The organism is Adhaeribacter rhizoryzae (genome assembly GCF_008629685.1).
GTDB classification, from domain to species: Bacteria; Bacteroidota; Bacteroidia; order Cytophagales; family Hymenobacteraceae; genus Adhaeribacter; species Adhaeribacter rhizoryzae.
Window position 1 is genome coordinate 195,044 of the sequence record NZ_VWSF01000001.1, and the last position, 19,019, is coordinate 214,062.

Annotated in this window: 14 protein-coding genes and 1 pseudogene; 10 read left to right on the forward strand and 5 right to left on the reverse strand. The window is 45.4% G+C overall.

What is annotated here, in order from left to right:
• Nucleotides 1-454: 454 nt before the first annotated feature.
• Nucleotides 455-3,958 carry a VCBS repeat-containing protein gene (locus F0145_RS00640; protein WP_150086133.1) on the forward strand — a complete coding sequence of 1,168 codons (3,504 nt, stop codon included), beginning with the start codon at nt 455-457 and terminating at the stop codon, nt 3,956-3,958.
• A gap of 266 nt (nt 3,959-4,224) precedes the next feature.
• On the opposite strand, the gene F0145_RS00645 is transcribed toward F0145_RS00640, so the two are convergent.
• The 3 genes from F0145_RS00645 to F0145_RS00655 form a co-directional block, all read right to left on the reverse strand.
• Entirely contained in the window at nt 4,225-4,797 is a 573-nt protein-coding gene (locus F0145_RS00645) for a hypothetical protein (RefSeq protein WP_150086134.1), read from the reverse strand.
• A gap of 128 nt (nt 4,798-4,925) precedes the next feature.
• Nucleotides 4,926-5,480, reverse strand: coding sequence for a GNAT family N-acetyltransferase (locus F0145_RS00650; RefSeq protein WP_150086135.1), 555 nt, complete (start codon nt 5,478-5,480; stop codon nt 4,926-4,928).
• A gap of 9 nt (nt 5,481-5,489) precedes the next feature.
• Nucleotides 5,490-6,260, reverse strand: coding sequence for a creatininase family protein (locus F0145_RS00655; RefSeq protein WP_150086136.1), 771 nt, complete (start codon nt 6,258-6,260; stop codon nt 5,490-5,492).
• Nucleotides 6,261-7,198: 938 nt separating this feature from the next.
• Here F0145_RS00655 and F0145_RS00660 point away from each other — a divergent pair.
• The 9 genes from F0145_RS00660 to F0145_RS00700 all read left to right on the forward strand — a co-directional run bounded on the left by F0145_RS00660 (nt 7,199) and on the right by F0145_RS00700 (nt 17,723).
• On the forward strand, nt 7,199-8,662 hold the full coding sequence (locus F0145_RS00660; protein ID WP_223815755.1) for a 3-keto-disaccharide hydrolase: 1,464 nt from the start codon (nt 7,199-7,201) through the stop codon (nt 8,660-8,662).
• Between the two features lie 18 nt (nt 8,663-8,680).
• Nucleotides 8,681-10,768 (forward strand): c-type cytochrome, encoded by a 2,088-nt coding sequence (locus F0145_RS00665; protein WP_150086137.1) that lies wholly within the window; start codon nt 8,681-8,683, stop codon nt 10,766-10,768.
• A 352-nt stretch (nt 10,769-11,120) separates the two neighbouring features.
• Nucleotides 11,121-11,432, forward strand: coding sequence for a hypothetical protein (locus F0145_RS00670; protein WP_150086138.1), 312 nt, complete (start codon nt 11,121-11,123; stop codon nt 11,430-11,432).
• 6 nt (nt 11,433-11,438) lie between these two features.
• Nucleotides 11,439-11,906, forward strand: a complete 468-nt coding sequence (locus F0145_RS00675) for a hypothetical protein (RefSeq protein WP_150086139.1) — start codon at nt 11,439-11,441, stop codon at nt 11,904-11,906.
• A gap of 272 nt (nt 11,907-12,178) precedes the next feature.
• Nucleotides 12,179-12,730, forward strand: coding sequence for an REP-associated tyrosine transposase (locus F0145_RS00680; protein WP_150086140.1), 552 nt, complete (start codon nt 12,179-12,181; stop codon nt 12,728-12,730).
• Between the two features lie 442 nt (nt 12,731-13,172).
• Nucleotides 13,173-13,586: a sulfatase-like hydrolase/transferase gene (locus F0145_RS26760; RefSeq protein WP_150086141.1), complete on the forward strand. Its 414-nt coding sequence runs from the start codon at nt 13,173-13,175 to the stop codon at nt 13,584-13,586.
• Nucleotides 13,568-14,554, forward strand: a complete 987-nt coding sequence (locus F0145_RS26765; RefSeq protein WP_262719522.1) for a sulfatase-like hydrolase/transferase — start codon at nt 13,568-13,570, stop codon at nt 14,552-14,554. Before F0145_RS26760 ends, F0145_RS26765 begins: the two co-directional genes overlap by 19 nt.
• Before the next feature lie 81 nt (nt 14,555-14,635).
• Nucleotides 14,636-15,736: a glycoside hydrolase family 43 protein gene (locus tag F0145_RS00695; protein ID WP_150086143.1), complete on the forward strand. Its 1,101-nt coding sequence runs from the start codon at nt 14,636-14,638 to the stop codon at nt 15,734-15,736.
• A 349-nt stretch (nt 15,737-16,085) separates the two neighbouring features.
• Entirely contained in the window at nt 16,086-17,723 is a 1,638-nt protein-coding gene (locus tag F0145_RS00700) for a family 43 glycosylhydrolase (protein ID WP_223815756.1), read from the forward strand.
• Between the two features lie 81 nt (nt 17,724-17,804).
• Here the strand turns inward: F0145_RS00700 and F0145_RS00705 are convergent.
• Both F0145_RS00705 and F0145_RS00710 read right to left on the reverse strand, forming a co-directional pair.
• A pseudogene (locus F0145_RS00705) lies at nt 17,805-18,458 on the reverse strand (NAD(P)-dependent oxidoreductase); the annotation flags it as partial.
• A gap of 72 nt (nt 18,459-18,530) precedes the next feature.
• Entirely contained in the window at nt 18,531-18,938 is a 408-nt protein-coding gene (locus tag F0145_RS00710; protein WP_150086145.1) for an Rrf2 family transcriptional regulator, read from the reverse strand.
• Nucleotides 18,939-19,019: the final 81 nt, after the last annotated feature.

Genomic DNA, 19,019 nt, shown 5'->3' on the forward strand with positions numbered 1-19,019 from the left:
TAAAGAGCAAATATTAAATACTTATCGGGGAACAGTTAGAACCACTAACCCCAAAAATTATCGCTCCGACAGACTTATAATAGAAATGGAAAAACCAACGCACCACATTCTGACCAGTAACCCGACAACTTACAGAAGTGCCTGGAGTTTCTATTTGGTGTTTAATTCGCCAAAATTCCATAACGTATTTTTCAAAAAAGGAAAATGGAAACTAATAGAATGAAGAAGCCGACGGCCTAATAGTATTTTTAACTTATAGCGGGCAACAAGTATTCTACTTTTACATAAGTTTGTTTACGCTCAACAATTTCCCGCTTCTAAAAACGGCACACGCCTTATTTATTGGCTCTTAGCATTGCTTTTTTAGAAATTAAATTATTTTATTTCTTGCCGGAGGCCTTAAAAATTAATTAATTACAGAAGCTTCGGTACCTTTAGCCTATACAATCTTTACATGAATCGTAAGTTTTTTGCCCCTTTCATTTTCCTGGTGGGAATGCTTAGTGGTTGTAATTTATTTAAAAAGGAAGAAACCCTTTTCACCTTATTGCCGCCTACGGCTACCAAGGTAACCTTTGCCAATAATATCGCCGAATCCGATTCTTTTAATATTCTAACGTTTACTTACATCTACAATGGCGGTGGCGTGGCCGTAGGCGATGTAAATAACGATGGCTTACAGGATCTGTATTTTTCAGGCAATATGGTTTCGAGTAAACTGTACCTGAATAAAGGCTATTTTAAGTTCGAAGACATAACCGCAGTCGCAGGCGTTGGCACCAAGGTTTGGGCCACCGGCGTAACCATGGTAGATATAAACCAGGATGGGCAACTCGATATTTATGTGTGTACCGTAAACCCAGTAGGCAGCGCCCAAACGCCTAATTTGCTTTTTATTAACCAGGGCTCCGGAAAAGACGGAACTCCTGCTTTTAAAGAAATGGCCCAGGCCTACGGCCTCGACGATACGGGCTACAGCACCCAGGCCGCTTTTTTTGATTACGATAAAGACCAGGATTTAGACCTGTACCTGCTCACCAACGCCTTCGATAATACTAACCGTACCACGCCCCGGCCGCGGCAAATTAAAGGCGAAGCCCGGAGCACCGACCGGCTTTACCGCAACAACGGAGATAATACGTTTACCAATGTTTCGAAAGAAGCCGGTATTTTAATTGAAGGCTGGGGTTTGGGCGTGGGCATCAGCGATATTAATCAGGATGGCTGGCCCGATATTTACGCCGCTAACGATTTTCTAAGCAACGATCTGCTCTGGATAAATAACCAGGACGGCACTTTTACCAACAAAGCCAGCCAATATTTGAAGCACCAAAGCTACAACAGCATGGGCATGGATATGGCCGATTACAACAACGATGGCCTGGTAGATATAATGGTGGTAGATATGATGCCCGAAGATAATTTACGGCAAAAAACCACCATGGTAGCCCCTAACTACGACCGCTTTGAACTAAACAAGCGCATGGGCTACGATATTCAGTATGTGCGTAATGCCTTGCAGTTTAACAATGGCAACGGTACTTTCAGCGAAATTGGGCAACTGGCCGGCGTATATGCCACCGATTGGAGTTGGGCCCCTTTATTTGCCGATTACGACAACGATGGTTTGCGCGATTTGTTCATCACCAACGGTTTTGTAAAAGATGTTACCGACTTAGATTATATTCAGTACCAGAATTTTGCCTCGCGGTTTGGTACCCAGGAATTAAAGAAGGAATTATTACAGGAAGATTTTGAAAAAGTACAGCGGGTTAAAATTCCGAATTATATTTACCAGAACCAGGGCGATTTAAGTTTTAAAAACAAAGCTACCGAATGGGGCTTTGCCACACCTTCTAACTCCAACGGTGCCGCCTACGCCGACCTCGACAACGACGGTGATCTGGACTTGGTGGTAAATAATATTAACAGCGAAGCTTTTATTTACCAGAACAACGCAAATAAATTAAAGCAGCACCATTATTTAAACTTAAAACTGCAAGGCGAAGCGCCTAATCGCGGCGGCATTGGCGCTACGGTTAAAATTAAATACCAGGGGCAACAGCAGTTTTACGAGCATTATTTAAGCCGCGGGTTTAAGTCTTCGGTCGATAATATTATTCATTTTGGCTTAGGCAAAATTAACCGCCTCGATTCCCTGGAAATTACCTGGCCCGATGGCCGCTACCAATTATTAAAAAATATTAAAGTTAATCAGGTTTTAACGCTTAATCAGCAACAGGCCAAACCAATAAATATTAAGCCGCAACCAGCACTACCGCCTTTTTTCCGGGAAGTTTCAGCCGCGCACAGCCTAACCTATAAACACCAGGAAGCAGATTACATCGATTTTAAAAACCAGCCATTAATGCCGCACAAACTCACCCAAAACGGCCCCGGCCTGGCGGTAGGCGATATAAACAACGATGGTTTAGATGATTTTTACATTGGTGGTTCGGGGCAGCGGCCGGGCACCTTATTTTACGGGCAGCAAAACGGCAGCTTCCGGCAAAAACCTTTGGGCAACTCCAGCCAGGCCGAAGACGACATGGGCGTGTTGTTTTTTGATGCGGATAACGACGGCGATTTAGATTTATACGTGGCTACGGGCGGCAACGCGTTTAAAGCCGAATCGGAAAATTACCGGCACCGCTTGTATAAAAACGATGGAAAAGGCAATTTTACCCCCGATCCGCAGGCTTTGCCCCGCATTGTAGCCAGCGGTTCCTGCGTAACGGCCGCCGATTTTGATAAAGACGGTGATTTGGATTTATTTATTGGCGGACGAAATAATCCGAGAAATTATCCCTTACCCGGCCAAAGCTGTATACTGCAGAATAATGGTGGCACTTTTACCAATGTTACCAAGCAGGTAGGTGCCGGGCTGGAAAATATAGGCATGGTTACCGCTGCCCTCTGGACCGATTTTAATCAGGATAACCAACCTGATTTAATAGTAGCGGGGGAGTGGATGCCTCTTAGCTTTTTCCAGAACGATAAAGGTGTTTTTAAAAATGTAACTGCCAGTACGGGCTTAAACCATACCAACGGCTGGTGGAACAGCCTGGTAGCCGGCGATTTCGACAACGACGGTGATATAGATTATGTGGCGGGGAATTTAGGTTTAAATTCAAGATACAAAGCTTCGCCAGAGCAGCCGGTAAGCTTATACGCGAAAGATTTTGACGGCAACGGCAACGTAGATCCTATTCTGAGTTATTTTATTCAGGGGCAAAATTACCCGGCTGCCCCGCGCGATGCCCTCACCGACCAAATTGTATCGATGCGCAAACGGTTTCCGCGGTACGTAGATTACGGTAAAACTGATTTTGCCGGAATGCTAAAACCCGAGGAATTGCAGGATGCCCTGGTATTGAAAAGTTATACTTTTAGCTCCAGTTATATCCAGAATAACGGCAATGGTAAATTTAGCTTGAAACCGCTACCAGTGCAAGCGCAGTTTTCGCCGGTTTACGGCATGATGGCCGCCGATTACAACCAGGATGGCAATCTGGATTTATTATTAGCCGGCAACTCTTACGCCCCCGAAACCGGCATGGGGTACTACGATGCTTCTTACGGTACGTTCCTTTCTGGCAATGGCAAAGGTAATTTTTCGCCGGTTAGTTTAAAGAAAAGCGGTTTTAATGTACCCGGTGATGCCAAAAGTATGGCTTGCCTGGTAGCCGCCGGCAATCAGCCTTTAATGCTGGTAGGCGTTAATAAAGATAGCCTGAAAGTATTTGCCGGTACACCCCAGGCAACCCGCAGCATCATAAAACTACAGCCGTTTGATGCGTACGCCGAATTAACTTTTAAGAACGGCCAAAAACGGCGGGAAGAATTTTATTACGGCAGCGGCTATTTGTCGCAGGCTACCCGCAGTTTAATTGCCAACAACCTGCAATCTGTATTTATTACCGACTACGCCGGAAAAAGAAGAGAAATCAAGCTTTAATAAGAAAGGAGCTTAAGTGTATTAAAAAGGCCGTTGCGGAGTTTAATCACCAGAGCGGCCTTTTTTTAATTTTTGATACTACTATGAAATTAAAAATGCGCCTTGGCTTCTTTATTAATATTTTCTCTGGAATTCCCATTCACCCCAGTCATTCCGGAGGAATCTTATCAGCAGGCAGCCAATAAGATTCCTCCGGAATGACAGTGATGGTTAGGAAGGATGGCCTTTGCTTTATTTTAAGACGCACCAATCATTTTATTTTGGTATTAATACTTTTTAGGTGTGGTTGAGAGTTGTTGTTTTTTAATTTTATTGGCGATTTCTGAAGTTGGATGAAAGGTTGAACAAGAGCTTGTTGTAAATAGTCTGTACTTCATCAATAACTTTTTCCAAAATTCAACCTCTTCTTTTTCATAATCAAAAGTTGTAAGGATTCCATTCTTGTCAATTTCTCCTCCAGGCGGAGGCGGCAGGTTAATATTAGATTTCTTTTTACTCCGGAAGCCTTTGACTTCATATCCAAATATTAAATAATGATTTCCAATTTTATAGAACTCCGCGCAATTCCCTACTTCCCATTGATTAATGGCTATAATTTTCTGATTTAGGTTTCCTTTGATAACTGAGGTAACATTAAATAAAATGTTAGTCCCATCTTTTTTTAATTTTTCTCTTGGAGAATTATTTTGGTTAATAACTGAATAAGGAGTTCCTTCTACTACTATGTCAGCATTACTAATCATTCTGGCAATATCTTTCTTGGTATCAGGTGTTGCGCAACTACACCCAAACGAGTAAGTAAGGGAGAGAGAAAAAATAAATAGTAATAGGTATTTCATAATTAAGTTACCTTACAATACCAGTTGAACCAATATCGCTTACTTTTCTATTTAAACAAAAGAGCTTTTCAGGATGAAATACAGTTGGTGTATATTTTATAAAAGCTGGTAAATGTGATTTGGTATTACTACCTATTTAGCAAGGCAAAAATATCTAAGCTAATAAATTTACCGTGCTTAATTTCGGTATCGGTTAAGGTGCCTTCGTGCTGAAAACCCAGCCGCCGGAGCAGTTGGCCGGAAGCCTTGTTTTCTGTTTCAGCATAAGCTTCGATGCGGTGCAGGTTTAAATGCTGTTGTCCGTAAACAATAATTCTTTCTAAAGCTTCCTGCATCAGCCCTTGCCGCCAGTAATTTGGTAGTAGCCAATACCCTAATTCGGCTTTGCGATGCAGGGCTTGTAAGTTATAAAAGCCACAAGCCCCAATCAGCTCGCTAAAATTATTGAGGGTAAGAGCCCACCACAAGCCGGTTTTATTTTGATACAAATTCTGGTACCAATTCATTTGTTCGCCCGTAGCCAAATAACTGTGATATTCTACACCATAATACCGGATAATCTCTGGGTTAGAAAGCGCCAGGTAAACCTGCATTTGGTCTGCTAATCTTATTTCCCGGAGTTCCAGGCGGTTGGTTTGCAGCACCGGAAAGCCGAAAGCCGATTTGGTGTTAATTCGGAACATCAGGTTAGATTATCTTTCGTATAAATCCTGAATATCGGCTTTGGCTAAATCTACCAGGAAAGAGGCAATTTTTTTAGCGGTATCTTCCAGGTAAATGCGACCTTTTTCGGCGGTGGCCTGGGCCGGGTTACCTACCCCGGTATCTTCGGTGGCTTTGCTCCATTCGCGCTGCGCCCATACCCAACCTTCCTGCAAACCTTTCAGCCGGAATTTATTTGATTTGCCGCTGCCAGCTTCTGCTAAAGGCAATACCAAATGCGGGGCAATGTGCATCATGGCGCTGGTTTCCATTTCGCCGGCATGGTCGCCGGGTTCGTCAAAATATTTATGCCAGTCCACGGCCCTAAACCAATGCATGGTGCACAAAAACATGTTGGGGTATTGGGCCTGCACTTCCCGAATCATTTGTTTAAAATCGTTGCCGCCGTGGCCGTTTAGAATTACCAATTTGTTTATACCCTGGCACGAAAGCGAATGCGTTACATCTTTTAAAACCGCCAGTTGGGTGCTCGGGTTCATGTTAATATCCAGGGTAATATCCAGCTGGCCGGTGTTTACGCCAAACGGAATAGTGGGCAGGGCAACAACCTGAGCGCCTTGTTCCCAGGCTAGCTGCGCCGATTCGGCGGCTACGTAATCGCATTGGGCAACATCGGTATTATAAGGCAAATGGTAATTATGGGCTTCGGTAGCACCCCAGGGTAAAATAGCTACTTCGTATTGGGTTTGTTTTACGGTTTTCCAGTTGGTTTCGGCAAGTATATAAGGTCTGGGCGTCATAATTAGTTGATTTGTACTGGTGTGAAGTTATTTAAATTTATCTGAAATCTTAAGCTTAGCCCAATAACAATATAATACTTAACGTAAAAAATTGCCTAAACAGAGCAACACCCTTGGTTATTGGGTTAAGTTTAAATAGTTACTAATAATTTTATAAAGAACCTTACAAAGTTTACAAGAATGTAAGCAAACAAGCAGGCGCGCATTTACCTGAACGCCGAAAAATGTATTGGCACGCCCCAAATATACTGAAGCTGGTTAATACGCTCAGAAGATCATTAATAGCAAATACGGTACTTACCGCATCAATACCAATTACCGCGGTCCTTTCCGGTCTGGTATTAATATTTACCGCTCGCCCGAGAATATTTTTGAGTTTCCGCAAGCTAAGAATATTTATGAGTTTAGCCGGATGTACAATGCCATAATGCACTACCAGGTTCGCAATTTCTTAGATAACGACTGGGGTGACTGGAACGGGATTAATTAACACCGTTGTGCAATTTGGAAGAAAATATTTACCCTTTAGAGTTAGGTAAACCTTACGGCCAAGATGGAAAATAGAAAGAAATATTATGGTAAATAGAAATATTATTTAGTATTACACGAATACTAAACTTGAAAATTTCCTATTATGACCAGCCTTATTATTTTGAGCCGATTAATTAAAGTTAAAGAGCTGCCTATCTGTTTCGAATCAGAAATAAGCCTGCGAAAGCCCAAACTGGTAAAATTATTTAATTAGTTAATTTTTAATATAAGGCTTATAAGTTTAATGAATATTTTATAAAACAATATTTTTGTTGTAAAACTTAAATTGGAGTAAAGCTTTGGCTAAAGACTGGCAAAAAACTAAAACTAATAGCTGCCTAAGTGGAATAGTAATATCAAAATTATCTTTTAATTTTAATTTATATAATATAATACACCCTAAATTAATGATGCGAATACAAAGACTAATGCAAAAAGGCAGGTCACAGGTATTGGGCATAGCCTTGTTTTTATGCTATCCCATCCTGGCGCCGGCCCAATCGGCCGCTGGCCAAACCAATACCATTTCTCTCTCCGATCTTTCGGCCTTCCGGAACCCCGGCAAAACCTGGCAAATAGCCGGCGACGTAAATGCCGACCTGAACAAAAACAATGTACTAACCACTACTAAAGGAACCGGCGTATTAGTTAACCTGCCGGGCAAAAAAGACCACGGTGCTGATTTATACAGCGCTGCCGAACACGGCGATGCCGAACTGGAATTAGATTACATGATTGCCAAAGGCTCCAATTCGGGCATTTATTTACAAGGAAATTACGAAATACAATTCCTGGATAGCTGGGGCGTGAAAAACCCGAAATCCGCAGATGCCGGTGGCGTGTACGAGCGCTGGGACGATAGCAAGCCCGAAGGCCAGAAAGGCTACGAAGGCTACGCGCCCCGCCAGAATGCCAGCCGGGCGCCCGGGTTATGGCAGCACCTGAAAGTTTTATTTCAGGCGCCAAAGTTTGATGCCAGCGGCAAAAAAATTGCCAACGCCCGCATGATACGCATTGAACTAAACGGCGTAACTATTCACGAAGACCTGGAAATGCTGGGAGCAACCCGCGGTGCCATGGGTCCGGAGAAAGCAACCGGCCCGTTGCGCATCCAAGGTGACCACGGCGCGGTGGCTTTTCGCAATATTTCTTTAAAACCAGGCGTAACCGTACCGCAGGAAACCAATAATAACCGGAACACAGTAGACCCGATTTTAGTAGAAGCTCCGGTTAATACCATGCTCCGCAGCTTTATGGATTTGCCCGGCCAGCCCCGCACACGGGTGGTACATGCCGTATCGGTGGGTAGCCCGCAGCAAGTACATTATACTTATGATCTGGATAAAGGTGCTGTAATTCAAGTTTGGCGCGGTAATTTCCTGGATGCTACCCCCATGTGGCACGAGCGTGGCGATGGCTCTTCGCGGCCGGCCGGAGCGGTACAGCGTTTTGGTCAGCCGGTTTTTGCCTTAGCTAAATTAAATTCGCCGCAAGCCACCTGGGTAGCCGATAGCGCCGGTACCAGCTACCGCCCTAAAGGTTATATCCTCGACGAAAACGACCAGCCAACTTTTAAATATCAGATTTATGGTTCTACCGTTTCGGATGCTATCCGGGTTCTGGATAACGGCCAGGGCTTGCACCGGGAAATATCGGTACAAAACCCCGCTGGCGGTGAATTGTACGCCCGCTTAGCCGAAGGTGCTTCTATCGAAGAAAAATCAAAAGGTACGTACCTGGTAGACGGTAAATCTTATTACCTGCGCCTCGACGATGCCAAAGGTACCAAACCGGTGGTGCGCGATGCCAACGGCCGCAAAGAGCTGGTAGTACCGGTTCGGGGCAAAGTTGGTTATTCTATTCTTTTCTAGTTATTAATTATTGTATTCATGAAATTTAATAAAAATATAGGTAAAAAGATTTTCCGCCGGGGTGCTTTGCCCTTGTTGCTGGCGGCTTTCTCTTTAGGTGGTGTTTCTACGGCGCAGGCCCAGGAACAAGCTAAAGAAGAAGATTTCTTTAAAATAATGAAAGTAGTAGCGCCCGAAGGTACTATTTTGGAAGTAGGTGGTTTAACCATGCTGCCCAACGGCGACTTAGGCGTTTCTACCCGGCGCGGCGATGTATATATTATAGAAAACCCCACCAGCCGCCGGCCTTATTTCCGGAAGTTTGCCTCTGGTTTGCACGAAGTATTAGGCTTGGCTTACAAAGATGGCGCCCTGTACTGTGCCCAGCGCGGAGAATTAACCAAACTGGTTGATACGAATAAAGACGGTAAAGCCGATGTGTACGAAACAGTTTACGCCTGGCCATTATCCGGCCATTACCACGAGTACAGCTTCGGGCCTAAAATTGCACCGGATGGTTCGTTCTTTGTAACCGGCAACGTGGCCTTCGGTGATGAGCAGTGGTGGCGCGGCGAAAGCCGGGTGCCTTACCGGGGCTGGACCATGAAAATCAGTCCGGATGGTAAAATGGAGCCTTGGGCTACGGGTATGCGCTCGCCGGCCGGTTTAGGCATGATAGACGGGGAATTATTTTACACCGATAACCAAGGCGAATACGTAGGCTCCGGCGGTATCTGGCACGTAAAAAAAGGAATATTTGCGGGTCACCCGGCCGGCTTACGCTGGACGAATTTACCTGGTTCGCCGGTTAAAATTACCGTTGATCAGTTCAATGCTAAATTAAATCCGCGCGATTTTAGAGATAATAACAACCGGGCCATTAAACCCGAGAACGTTGTAAACGAAAAGTTTGTAACCAAAGCCGATCTGAAAAAAGAATTCCCGGAATTACAGATGCAGGCGGTAATATTGCCCCACACCATTCTGGGAATTTCAAACTCCGAGATTGTAAAAATACCGGAAGGTGCTTTTGGCCCGTTTGCCGGCCAGTTATTAGTCGGCGACCAGGGACAAAGTAAAATCTCGCGGGTAATTATGGAGAAAGTAAAAGGTGAGTTCCAGGGCGTGGCCATCGAATTCCGCAGCGGTTTCCAATCGGGGGTAATGCGGATGGTTTGGGCACCGGACAATAGCTTGTTCGTAGGTGAAACCAACCGGGGCTGGGGCTCGGCCGGCGAATCTAATCAGGGTTTGCAGCGTTTGGTTTGGAACAACCAGATGCCGTTCGAAATGAAAAACGTACGGGCCATGCCAGATGGTTTTGAAGTAGAATTTACCAAACCGGTAAACCGGCAATCGGCCGAAGATTTGGCTTCTTATGCCATCGAAAGTTTTACCTATAAATACCACCCGGTATACGGCAGCCCGCCGGTAAACATCGAAACACCCAAAGTAAAAGGCGTTAAAGTATCTTCGGATGGTTTAAAAGCCCGTTTGGTAGTAGATGGCTTACGGGAAAGTTACGTACATAATATTTCGCTGGAAGGCGTTCGGGACCAGGAAAAATCTACCGCCCTGGTACACGCCAATGCGTTTTATACCCTGAATAATATTCCGGACGGTCAGAAATTGGCTATGTCTGAAGTTAGCACCAGAAATTCCGGTAAAGAAGTAGCGGTAAAGCGGGTTCCTACCGAGTTGATGCGGGACCGTTTTAACTACAAGTTGCAATCGGCGGTACCAGAGGCCGGCCAGAAAAACAACAATGTTACTGCTGCCAAAGGTGGAATAAAAGGTGTTACTAAAGGTGCCACTACTACCAAGAAAGGTGCCACGGCTGCCGCCAAAGCGCCAACTTTTGAAGCGATAAAACCATTATTAGCTAAAAACAACTGCTTGGCTTGCCACAATGCCGAAAAGCGCCAGGTAGGACCAGCTTACAAAGAAGTAGCCAAGCGGAATTATACCAACGAGCAGATTGTGGAGCTGATTCATAACCCGAAACCGCAAAACTGGCCGGATTACGCTACCGAAATGCCGCCAATGCCACAAGTGCCAAGAGCTGATGCCTTGAAAATTGCTGCCTGGATTAATTCTTTAGATGGCAGCCCCAGCGCTTCGCGGTAATTCTGCAGCCGGTTAACTATCCGGAACAGTAATATTTAGTATTCTCTACTTTTATTTTATAAAGCAGCGAATATTTACCACAAACCTCCCGAAACGGAATATTTCCAGTTTCGGGAGGTTTCTTTTTTTTTGAGAATTTAACTTCTGGTCTGCATAAAAACGCGTTCCTGAACGCTGTTGTATTAATAGTACTATTCAAGTTTCCGGCCAGGGCTTTTGCGTATTTATGCTAATTCCCAAAATGCTATAACCTGGAAGCTGCGTTGAACCAACTTTAATACAGGGCTGCCCAGAATTTAAGAAGTTGGTATATTTTTAGCTTACCTTTAACCGTAATAACGCTACTAACTCTATGAAAAAACTGCTCCAAATCTTGAATCTGGGTATGCTGCCTGTATTATTAAGCCTGCTATTGGGTTGTGCTACGCCAAAAGTGTTTTCGGCGCAAGGCACCGTAACCGCCATTGAACGCGGAAAGGATGGGTACACTGCTTTGTTAACGGACCAAAAAGGCCAGCGCTTTAATGCGGTTGTTAGTCGGGTTAACCTGGCCGAGAGCGGCGGCTACCAGGAGTTAAATATTGGCGACCAAGTAACCGTTTACGGCGATACCACCCGCCTGGGCGACGTCCTCAGTGTAAAAGTTAGTCAGCTCAAAAAATAATTACTCATGAAAAAGACGCTCCTGGTTGTAGTAGCCGGCACTTTATTCTTTGCTTGCAACCGCACTACCGACACCACGCAAACCACTCGTACTTCGGTCGCCGATGAAAAACCAGCCACTCTTTCGCCCGACGAAGAAATGTGTTTCCGGCAAGTAAGCGGTGGACAAAAAAGAGATACCGCCTGGGTGCACCTAAATATTAAAAACGCTAAAGTAACCGGAACCTACTGGAATTTGCCTTTTGAAAAAGATAGCCGGCGCGGCACTTTACGCGGCACTAAAAATAAGGATGTAATTACCGCCACCTGGACCTTTATGCAGGAAGGCCAAACCGATTCGTTGCCCGTGCAGTTTCGGGTAACCCCCAATACCCTACAGCAAAAGCCTTATAGCTACCATCCCAGCACTGGTCGGGAATATTTAGTCGATTCTGCGGAGTTTACGTTGGTTTATGAAAAGCTGGATTGCGAATAAAAGTATCGTGATTCTGAATGATAAGGCCAGCGGTATTGCCTTAAAATAAACGATGCGAATATTTGTACCGCAGTATTGTTGCACGAACCGTAGTGATACCGTAATTATAATCTACCCACTATGGCGCGGAAGTTACTTCCGTGCCTTTCTATAATTTATTATTCCTGCGTCCTTTAATAAGTTTATGGGTAATAAATTAATCCTGTCGTTGGTTTACACCTTTAGAATTCCCCAAAACGAAACAGAGCTGTTAGCGTTAAGCTAATGGTAATATGAGCGAGAAGTACAAAGTCCGGGACGAGGAAAAAATCTACTTTATTACGTTTGCGGTGGTGCAGTGGGTGGATGTTTTTACCCGCTGCGAATACAAAGACCTGGTGATTGACAGCCTTAGGTTTTGCCAAAGAGAAAAAGGCTTGGAAATATACGCGTGGTGCATTATGTCTAACCACCTGCATCTGGCTTTGGGAACAGCCGGTATTCTCCCGCTCCCTGATATTATTCGGGATTTTAAAAAATATACTTCTGTTACTTTGGTTCGGGCTATTGCGGCCAACCCACAAGAAAGCCGGAAAGACTGGATGCTGGAAATATTTAAGCGAACGGCCGAGACCAGCAACAAGCACCAGAAATACCAGTTCTGGCAAAATCAATACCACCCGATAGAACTGACTGACAATATTAAACAGCAGCGTTGCTTGCATTATATTCACCATAATCCGGTAGTGGCCGGTATGGTAAGTGAACCAGAGCAGTATGTTTATAGCAGTGCGATTGACTATGCGGGAGGGAAAGGGCTCCTGGAAATAAAATTTATGGAGTAGAGAAATGGGAAGTGTAGGAAAGTCACGGAAGTAACTTCCGCGCCATAGTGTGCAATCCACTATTGTCATTCAGGAGGAAACTATTTGATTATCTGCTAAATAGTTTCCTCCTGAATGACAATAGTGGATTGCTTAAACTTATTTTTTCTAACATTGCGGAACACAATTATAAGTAAGCCTCTTGTTTTAACTAAACAGTTAAACGGGAGGTTTTTTTATATTTACCTGGCTTGGCAATATTTTCGGGTTCAGGAAAGGATAGTGTTAGGAGTAATCCGGAATATTAAAGTAATTTATTGGCTCTTAAGCAGAAGGCGATAAACTGTTTTGGAATTATGCAGTGGCCCTGGTTGCCCGTAATTTAAGTACACGTTCATATTTTAAGTACAACTAAATTTATTTTTTAGCAGAACTCCTTAAAACCTATTAAATACATGGCCGAATGACAAAGAATATACGCGGCGTTTTGTTGGGTTTGCTTGTAGTAGGGTTCCTGGTCTTTACCCAAAGAACACTGGGGCAAAATATTAACACCGCTAAGCCCAATATTATTTTTATTCTGGCCGATGATTTGGGTTGGCGGGAGCTAGGCTGTTACGGCAATACCTTTAACCAAACCCCGAACTTAGATAAACTGGCCCGGCAAGGCATGTTGTTTACCCAGGCGTACGCAGCGGCACCGGTTTGTTCGCCTACCCGGGCGACCTTGTTAACGGGGCAATCGCCGGCCCGCGTGGGCATTACCGATTATCTCCGGCCCGAAGAATCGGTGCATTTGCCAACCACGCATATTACTTTCCCCGAAATGCTGCAAAACACGGTTATTATACCGGCATTGTGGGCAAATGGCACCTGACCGGTTACGCCAAAGCCGGCGCCAAAGAAGTGGGGCCTAGCCAGCATGGCTTTAACGAAACCATTATTTCGGAGAACGAAGGAATTGCCTGGGGTAGTTATTTTCATCCGTACCATTTTAACAAAGAAATAACCCAGAAGCTGCCGGGTAAAGAGCATTTGGTAGATCGGACCAATGCCGAGGCCTTAGATTTTATTCAACGCCATAAAGAGAAGCCTTTCTTTTTGTATTTAAGCCATTATGCCGTCCATACGGCCCTCGCCGGCAAAGATGAACTAGTGAAAAAGTACGAGCAAAAACCTGGGTCCGGTAAAGGTGCGTTGGCCCGTGAAAATAATCCGCATTTAGCCGCGCAACTCGAAGCCATAGACACGGGCGTTGGACAAATCAGGCAGAAACTCGAAGAATTAGGTTTAGCCCAGAACACTATTTTGGTGTTTACTTCGGATAACGGCGGCGAATCGGATTGGGCCAAAGCCGTTACCACCAATGCGCCGTTGCGGGGCGGCAAAAGTACTTTGTACGAAGGCGGCATCCGGGTGCCCTTGCTGGTATTATGGCCCGGAAAAGTTAAAGGCGGCAGCCGCAGTAACGTACCCGTTATTACCACCGATTTTTACCCCACACTGTTGGAAATGGCCCAGCTTAAACCAGATCCCAGGCAAGTGCTCGAAGGGGTATCACTAGTTCCTTTATTGCGTGGCACCAAAGCGGTATTACCCCGCAACACCTTGTACTGGCATTATCCTTTAAAAGCCAAGCACTTTTTGGGTGGTACTTCGGCCGCAGCTATCCGGCAAAACAACTGGAAATTAATTCAGTTTTACGATACCAATCAGGCCGAATTATATAACCTGCAACAAGACCCCGGCGAAATGAATAATTTAGCCACCGTTAATCCGGCCAAGACAAAAGCATTGCAAACCCAATTACAGCAATGGCAGCAAAAAGTAGGGGCAACTAAATAGCTGTATATTTGCTCCTGGCTAATAGTTAGTTAATTAGGGATTTTTATCTGCCGAAACAATTAAAACAAATATTAAACCCGCATGCACCTAAATAAATCTTTTTTAATTACCCTGCTTTATGGCGTTCTGGTGGCTGGCTGCACTACCAGTACCGTAGCGCCCGCAGCCAAACAAGCTAAAAAGCAACAAACCGCCGACACCTATTTTACTAACCCCATTGCCGATGGCGCCGACCCTTGGGTAATTAAAGTAAACGGTGCCTATTATTCCTGCGGCTCAGGCAAAGGCGGTATTTATGTTTCTAAATCCGATGGTTTAACGAAATTAGGCGAGCGGGTAGTAGTGTGGCGGCCACCCGCTACGGGCTGGAACCAAAGCAATATTTGGGCACCCGAAATCCATTTTATGAATGGCCGGTGGTATATTTATTACGCCGCCGGCAGCAAACCCGGTAATCCTTTTATTAACCAGCGTTCCGGCGTGCTGGAGTCAGTTACCGACGATCCGTTAGGCCCTTACGAAGACAAAGGCATGCTGTATACCGGCGATAATATACAAGACCCAAGCACCGTAAAGTGGGCCATTGATTTAAGCCCGTTCCGGATGAATGGGCAATTATACGCCGTGTGGTCGGGTTGGGAAGAAAACGCCGATACCGATAAAACAAAGCAACATTTATACATTGCCCGCATGAGCAACCCGTATACCATTAGCAGCAACCGGGTAAAAATATCGTCGCCGACCGAAGAATGGGAAACCGGCGGTGAACTGGATTTAAACGAAGGCCCCGAATTACTGCGGAAAAAAGAGAAAGCTTTTATTATTTATTCCTGCCGGGAATCGTGGCTGAAAGAATACCGGCTGGCGCAATTAATGTTAGCCGATACCACGCTGAACCCGATGGAGCCGGCTAACTGGCAAAAGTCTGGACCGGTTTTTCAGAGCACCGCAGATGTTTTTGGCGTAGGGCATTGCAGTTTCACCAAGTCACCGGATAATACCGAAGACTGGATTTTTTACCACGCCAAGAAATCAACTACGCCGGGCTGGCAACGCGAAATACGGCTGCAACCCTTTACCTGGAAAAAAGACGGCTCCCCGGATTTTGGCAAACCCATTTCTTCGGGCGTACCCCTAAAACTACCCTCCGGCGAAAAAGTAGTTGAATTAATAAGTAAGTAAGTAGTTGTTGAGGCTCTATGTAATAAATTTAAGATTGTATTGATTTCACGATTAAACTAATATTGAAAGGTTTAAGCATTTAAGTTTAAGTAACTCACTCGTGTCATTCAGGAGGAACCTATGTATTAGGTAGCCAAATAGGTTCCTCCTGAATGACAGACTTGGACTTTAATGCCTTGAAAAGAAGTTTTTGATTGAAATCAGGTCAACCTTTTAAATATTATAAAACTTACCTGAGGCAGACAGATGCTTAAATGTTATCTTTAAAGGGTAAGCAATGGATTAAAACGTTGCCATTTTTTGCCGGTACATTAAATTTCTGCATTTTTATTCACCACTTAATTATTCTATGAAAAAAATATTTCTGCCACTAGTCTGTTATTTGCTCTTTTCCTGTGGGTCTAACAAACAGTCAAATGCGCAACAGTCAGAAACAGCTACTACCCAAACCGAGAACGGAACAGCTAACCCCGAAAGTCCGGCGGCAGCTGCCGTAACGTTTACCAACCCGGTACTGCCCGGCGATTATGCCGATCCGTCGGTGGTGCGCGTCGGCGACGATTATTGGGCAACAGCTACCTCATCGGAGTGGGCGCCGCTGTTCCCGATACTGCATTCTAAAAACCTGGTGGATTGGGAAACGGTGGGGCACGTGTTTCCGGATAAACTACCCGGCTGGGCCGATGCGCATTTCTGGGCACCCGAAATTAACTACGACAAAGGCAAATATTACATTTACTATACTGCCGGTAAAAAAGGTGGCAACTTATGCGTGGGCGTAGCCAGCGCCACCAACCCCACCGGCCCCTACACCGACCATGGCCCGCTGGTTTGCCAGGAAGCAGGCTCTATAGATGGTTATCCCATCCGGGACGAGAAAGGCGAATTATACCTGATTTGGAAAGAAGATGGCAACAGCGTGAAGAAACCAACGCCGCTCTGGGGCCAGCGTATGAACGAAGAACGGACGGCCTTGTTAGGCGAAAAATTTGAGTTATTCCGCAACGACCCCAACACCTGGGAAGGCGGCCTGGTAGAAGGACCGGCGCTAATGAAGCGGGGCGATTTTTATTATATGTTTTATGCCGGCGATGCCTGCTGCGGCCGGGGTTGTACGTATGGCGTGGGCGTAGCCCGGGCTAAAAGTATTCGGGGACCCTGGGAGAAATACAGCGGTAACCCCATTATGAAACAAAATGCCACCTGGAAGTGCGCCGGTCACGGCTCCGTGGTTACGGATGCGCAGGGCAAGGATTATTTTATGTACCACGCTTACAGCACCGACGGTTTCGTTTATCCGGGTCGTCAGGGCTTGTTAGACCCGATTACCTGGGGCACCGATAACTGGCCGCGTTTTAATGATAATGCTCCGAGTGTTACGGCCGCTGCTCCCCACCAACAGAATGCCCCCGATGAACTGGATGTGCAGGATGAATTTAGCACCAAAACTTTAGCACCCAGTTGGCAATGGTCGGTTACGGGTGCGCCGCGCTTTACTTTGCAAAACAATAATAACGGCCGGCTGGTACTGCAAGCTGCGCCGCAGAAAATTGGCAGCTTATTGGGGCAGCGCACCAAAACTGCCGATTATACCGCCACCACTGTTTTAGATGCACAAGCTTTACCCAAAGGAACCATGGCCAGCTTAAGTGCCATTGGCGATCCGGATAATGCCATGGGTATTGGCTTAAGCGGTAACGAAATTTTACTCTGGACGACTAAAGGAAATAAAACCAGCACCGTGGCCCGTGCTGCGGCGCCCAAAACTGGTTTAATATATTTCCGGCTGGCTACGCAGGACGGCGATAAAATGCAGTTTTCCTGGAGTTCCGACGGCCAGAACTGGCAATCGCTGAACTACAACCAGGCGTTGGATGCGGCTTACTTACCGCCTTGGGACCGGGGCATCCGCGTCGGCCTGACGGCTAAAGGCGCCGTCGGCACAGCCGCCACTTTTGATTGGTTCCGGATTGATTACAGCAGCTAGTAACACTTACCTGATTGGAGTGATATAAAAAAGGAGGCATTTAGATAAGTGCCTCCTTTTTTATGAGTATTTATGTTACGCTTAGTAAGCGGCCGTAAACCGCTGCCGGATATGTTTAGGATTTTCCAGTTCATCTACAATAGCAACAGCGGTATCTTCTACGGAGGCAATGCTGCGGCCATTTTGGTCAAAAACTGGGTTTTCTAAACCGGTGCGGTAAGTGCCTTTGCGCTCACCGGAAGTACCCTGGTGCATTTCAATGGCCGGGCTCAAAAAGGTCCAATCCAGTTCCTGCTCTTCTTTCAGAATATTCAGATAATCGCGGGCAGCTAAAGCACCGGTTTTGTAATCGGTCGGAAACTGCGGGGTATCTACCAGTTGGGTATCCGGGCCCACGTATAAGCTGCCGGCACCACCCACGGTAATAAATCTTTTTACCCCCGATTTTTTTACCCCTTCCTGAATGGCTTTAGAACCTTCTAAAAAGTCGTTATACAAGTTGGGGTTGGTCCAGCCGGCGTTGTAAGTGCTGATAACGGCATCCGCGCCTTTTACCTGTTCGGCTACCTGGTCAGGCTCCGTGGCATCGGTGGCTACTACGGTTACGTTGTTGTTCGGAGCGGATACTTTTTCCGGGTGGCGCACCAATACTTTTACTTCGTGGCCACGATTGGTTAATTCTTTTAATACGGCAGAGCCTACAAAACCGGCTCCAATTAAGGCTACTTTCATGTTTTTTAAATTTAAGTGGTAGGGTTAAAATATTTAATTCTGTAAGGTTTAATGTTACAGTTATGTATAAAAAAATTAGCTGAACCGGTTAACGAAATCAGCTAAGGTTTGTTTGCCCAGCTTCTGCACCAAGGCTTCTTCGGCATCCAGGTACAAATCATCAATATGCATATTTATTTGCTTCCCAACCGGGCAATTCGGATTAGGATCGTTAAAACGGCCCAATAAAGGCGCTTGCCGCACGGCATTGTACACCTCAGAAATTAATATTTGGGCGGCCGGTTTAGCCAGCGTGCTGCCACCGTTTTTCCCTTCTTTACTCGTAACCAGCCCCAGGTTACGCAGGTTGCTCAGTTCCTTGCGCACCAAAACCGGGTTAATATTTATGCTGCCGGCAATATACTCCGACGATACTAATTCCGGTTCCTGCTGGGCCAGCAAGGTCAGAATGTGTAGCGCCGTAGCAAATCGTCCGTTGTTCATACTGTAATAATATTTATTACAGTATAAAGTAAAGGTTCTTTTGGTTCAAATGCAAAGCCTGTATGTAAAATATATCATTAG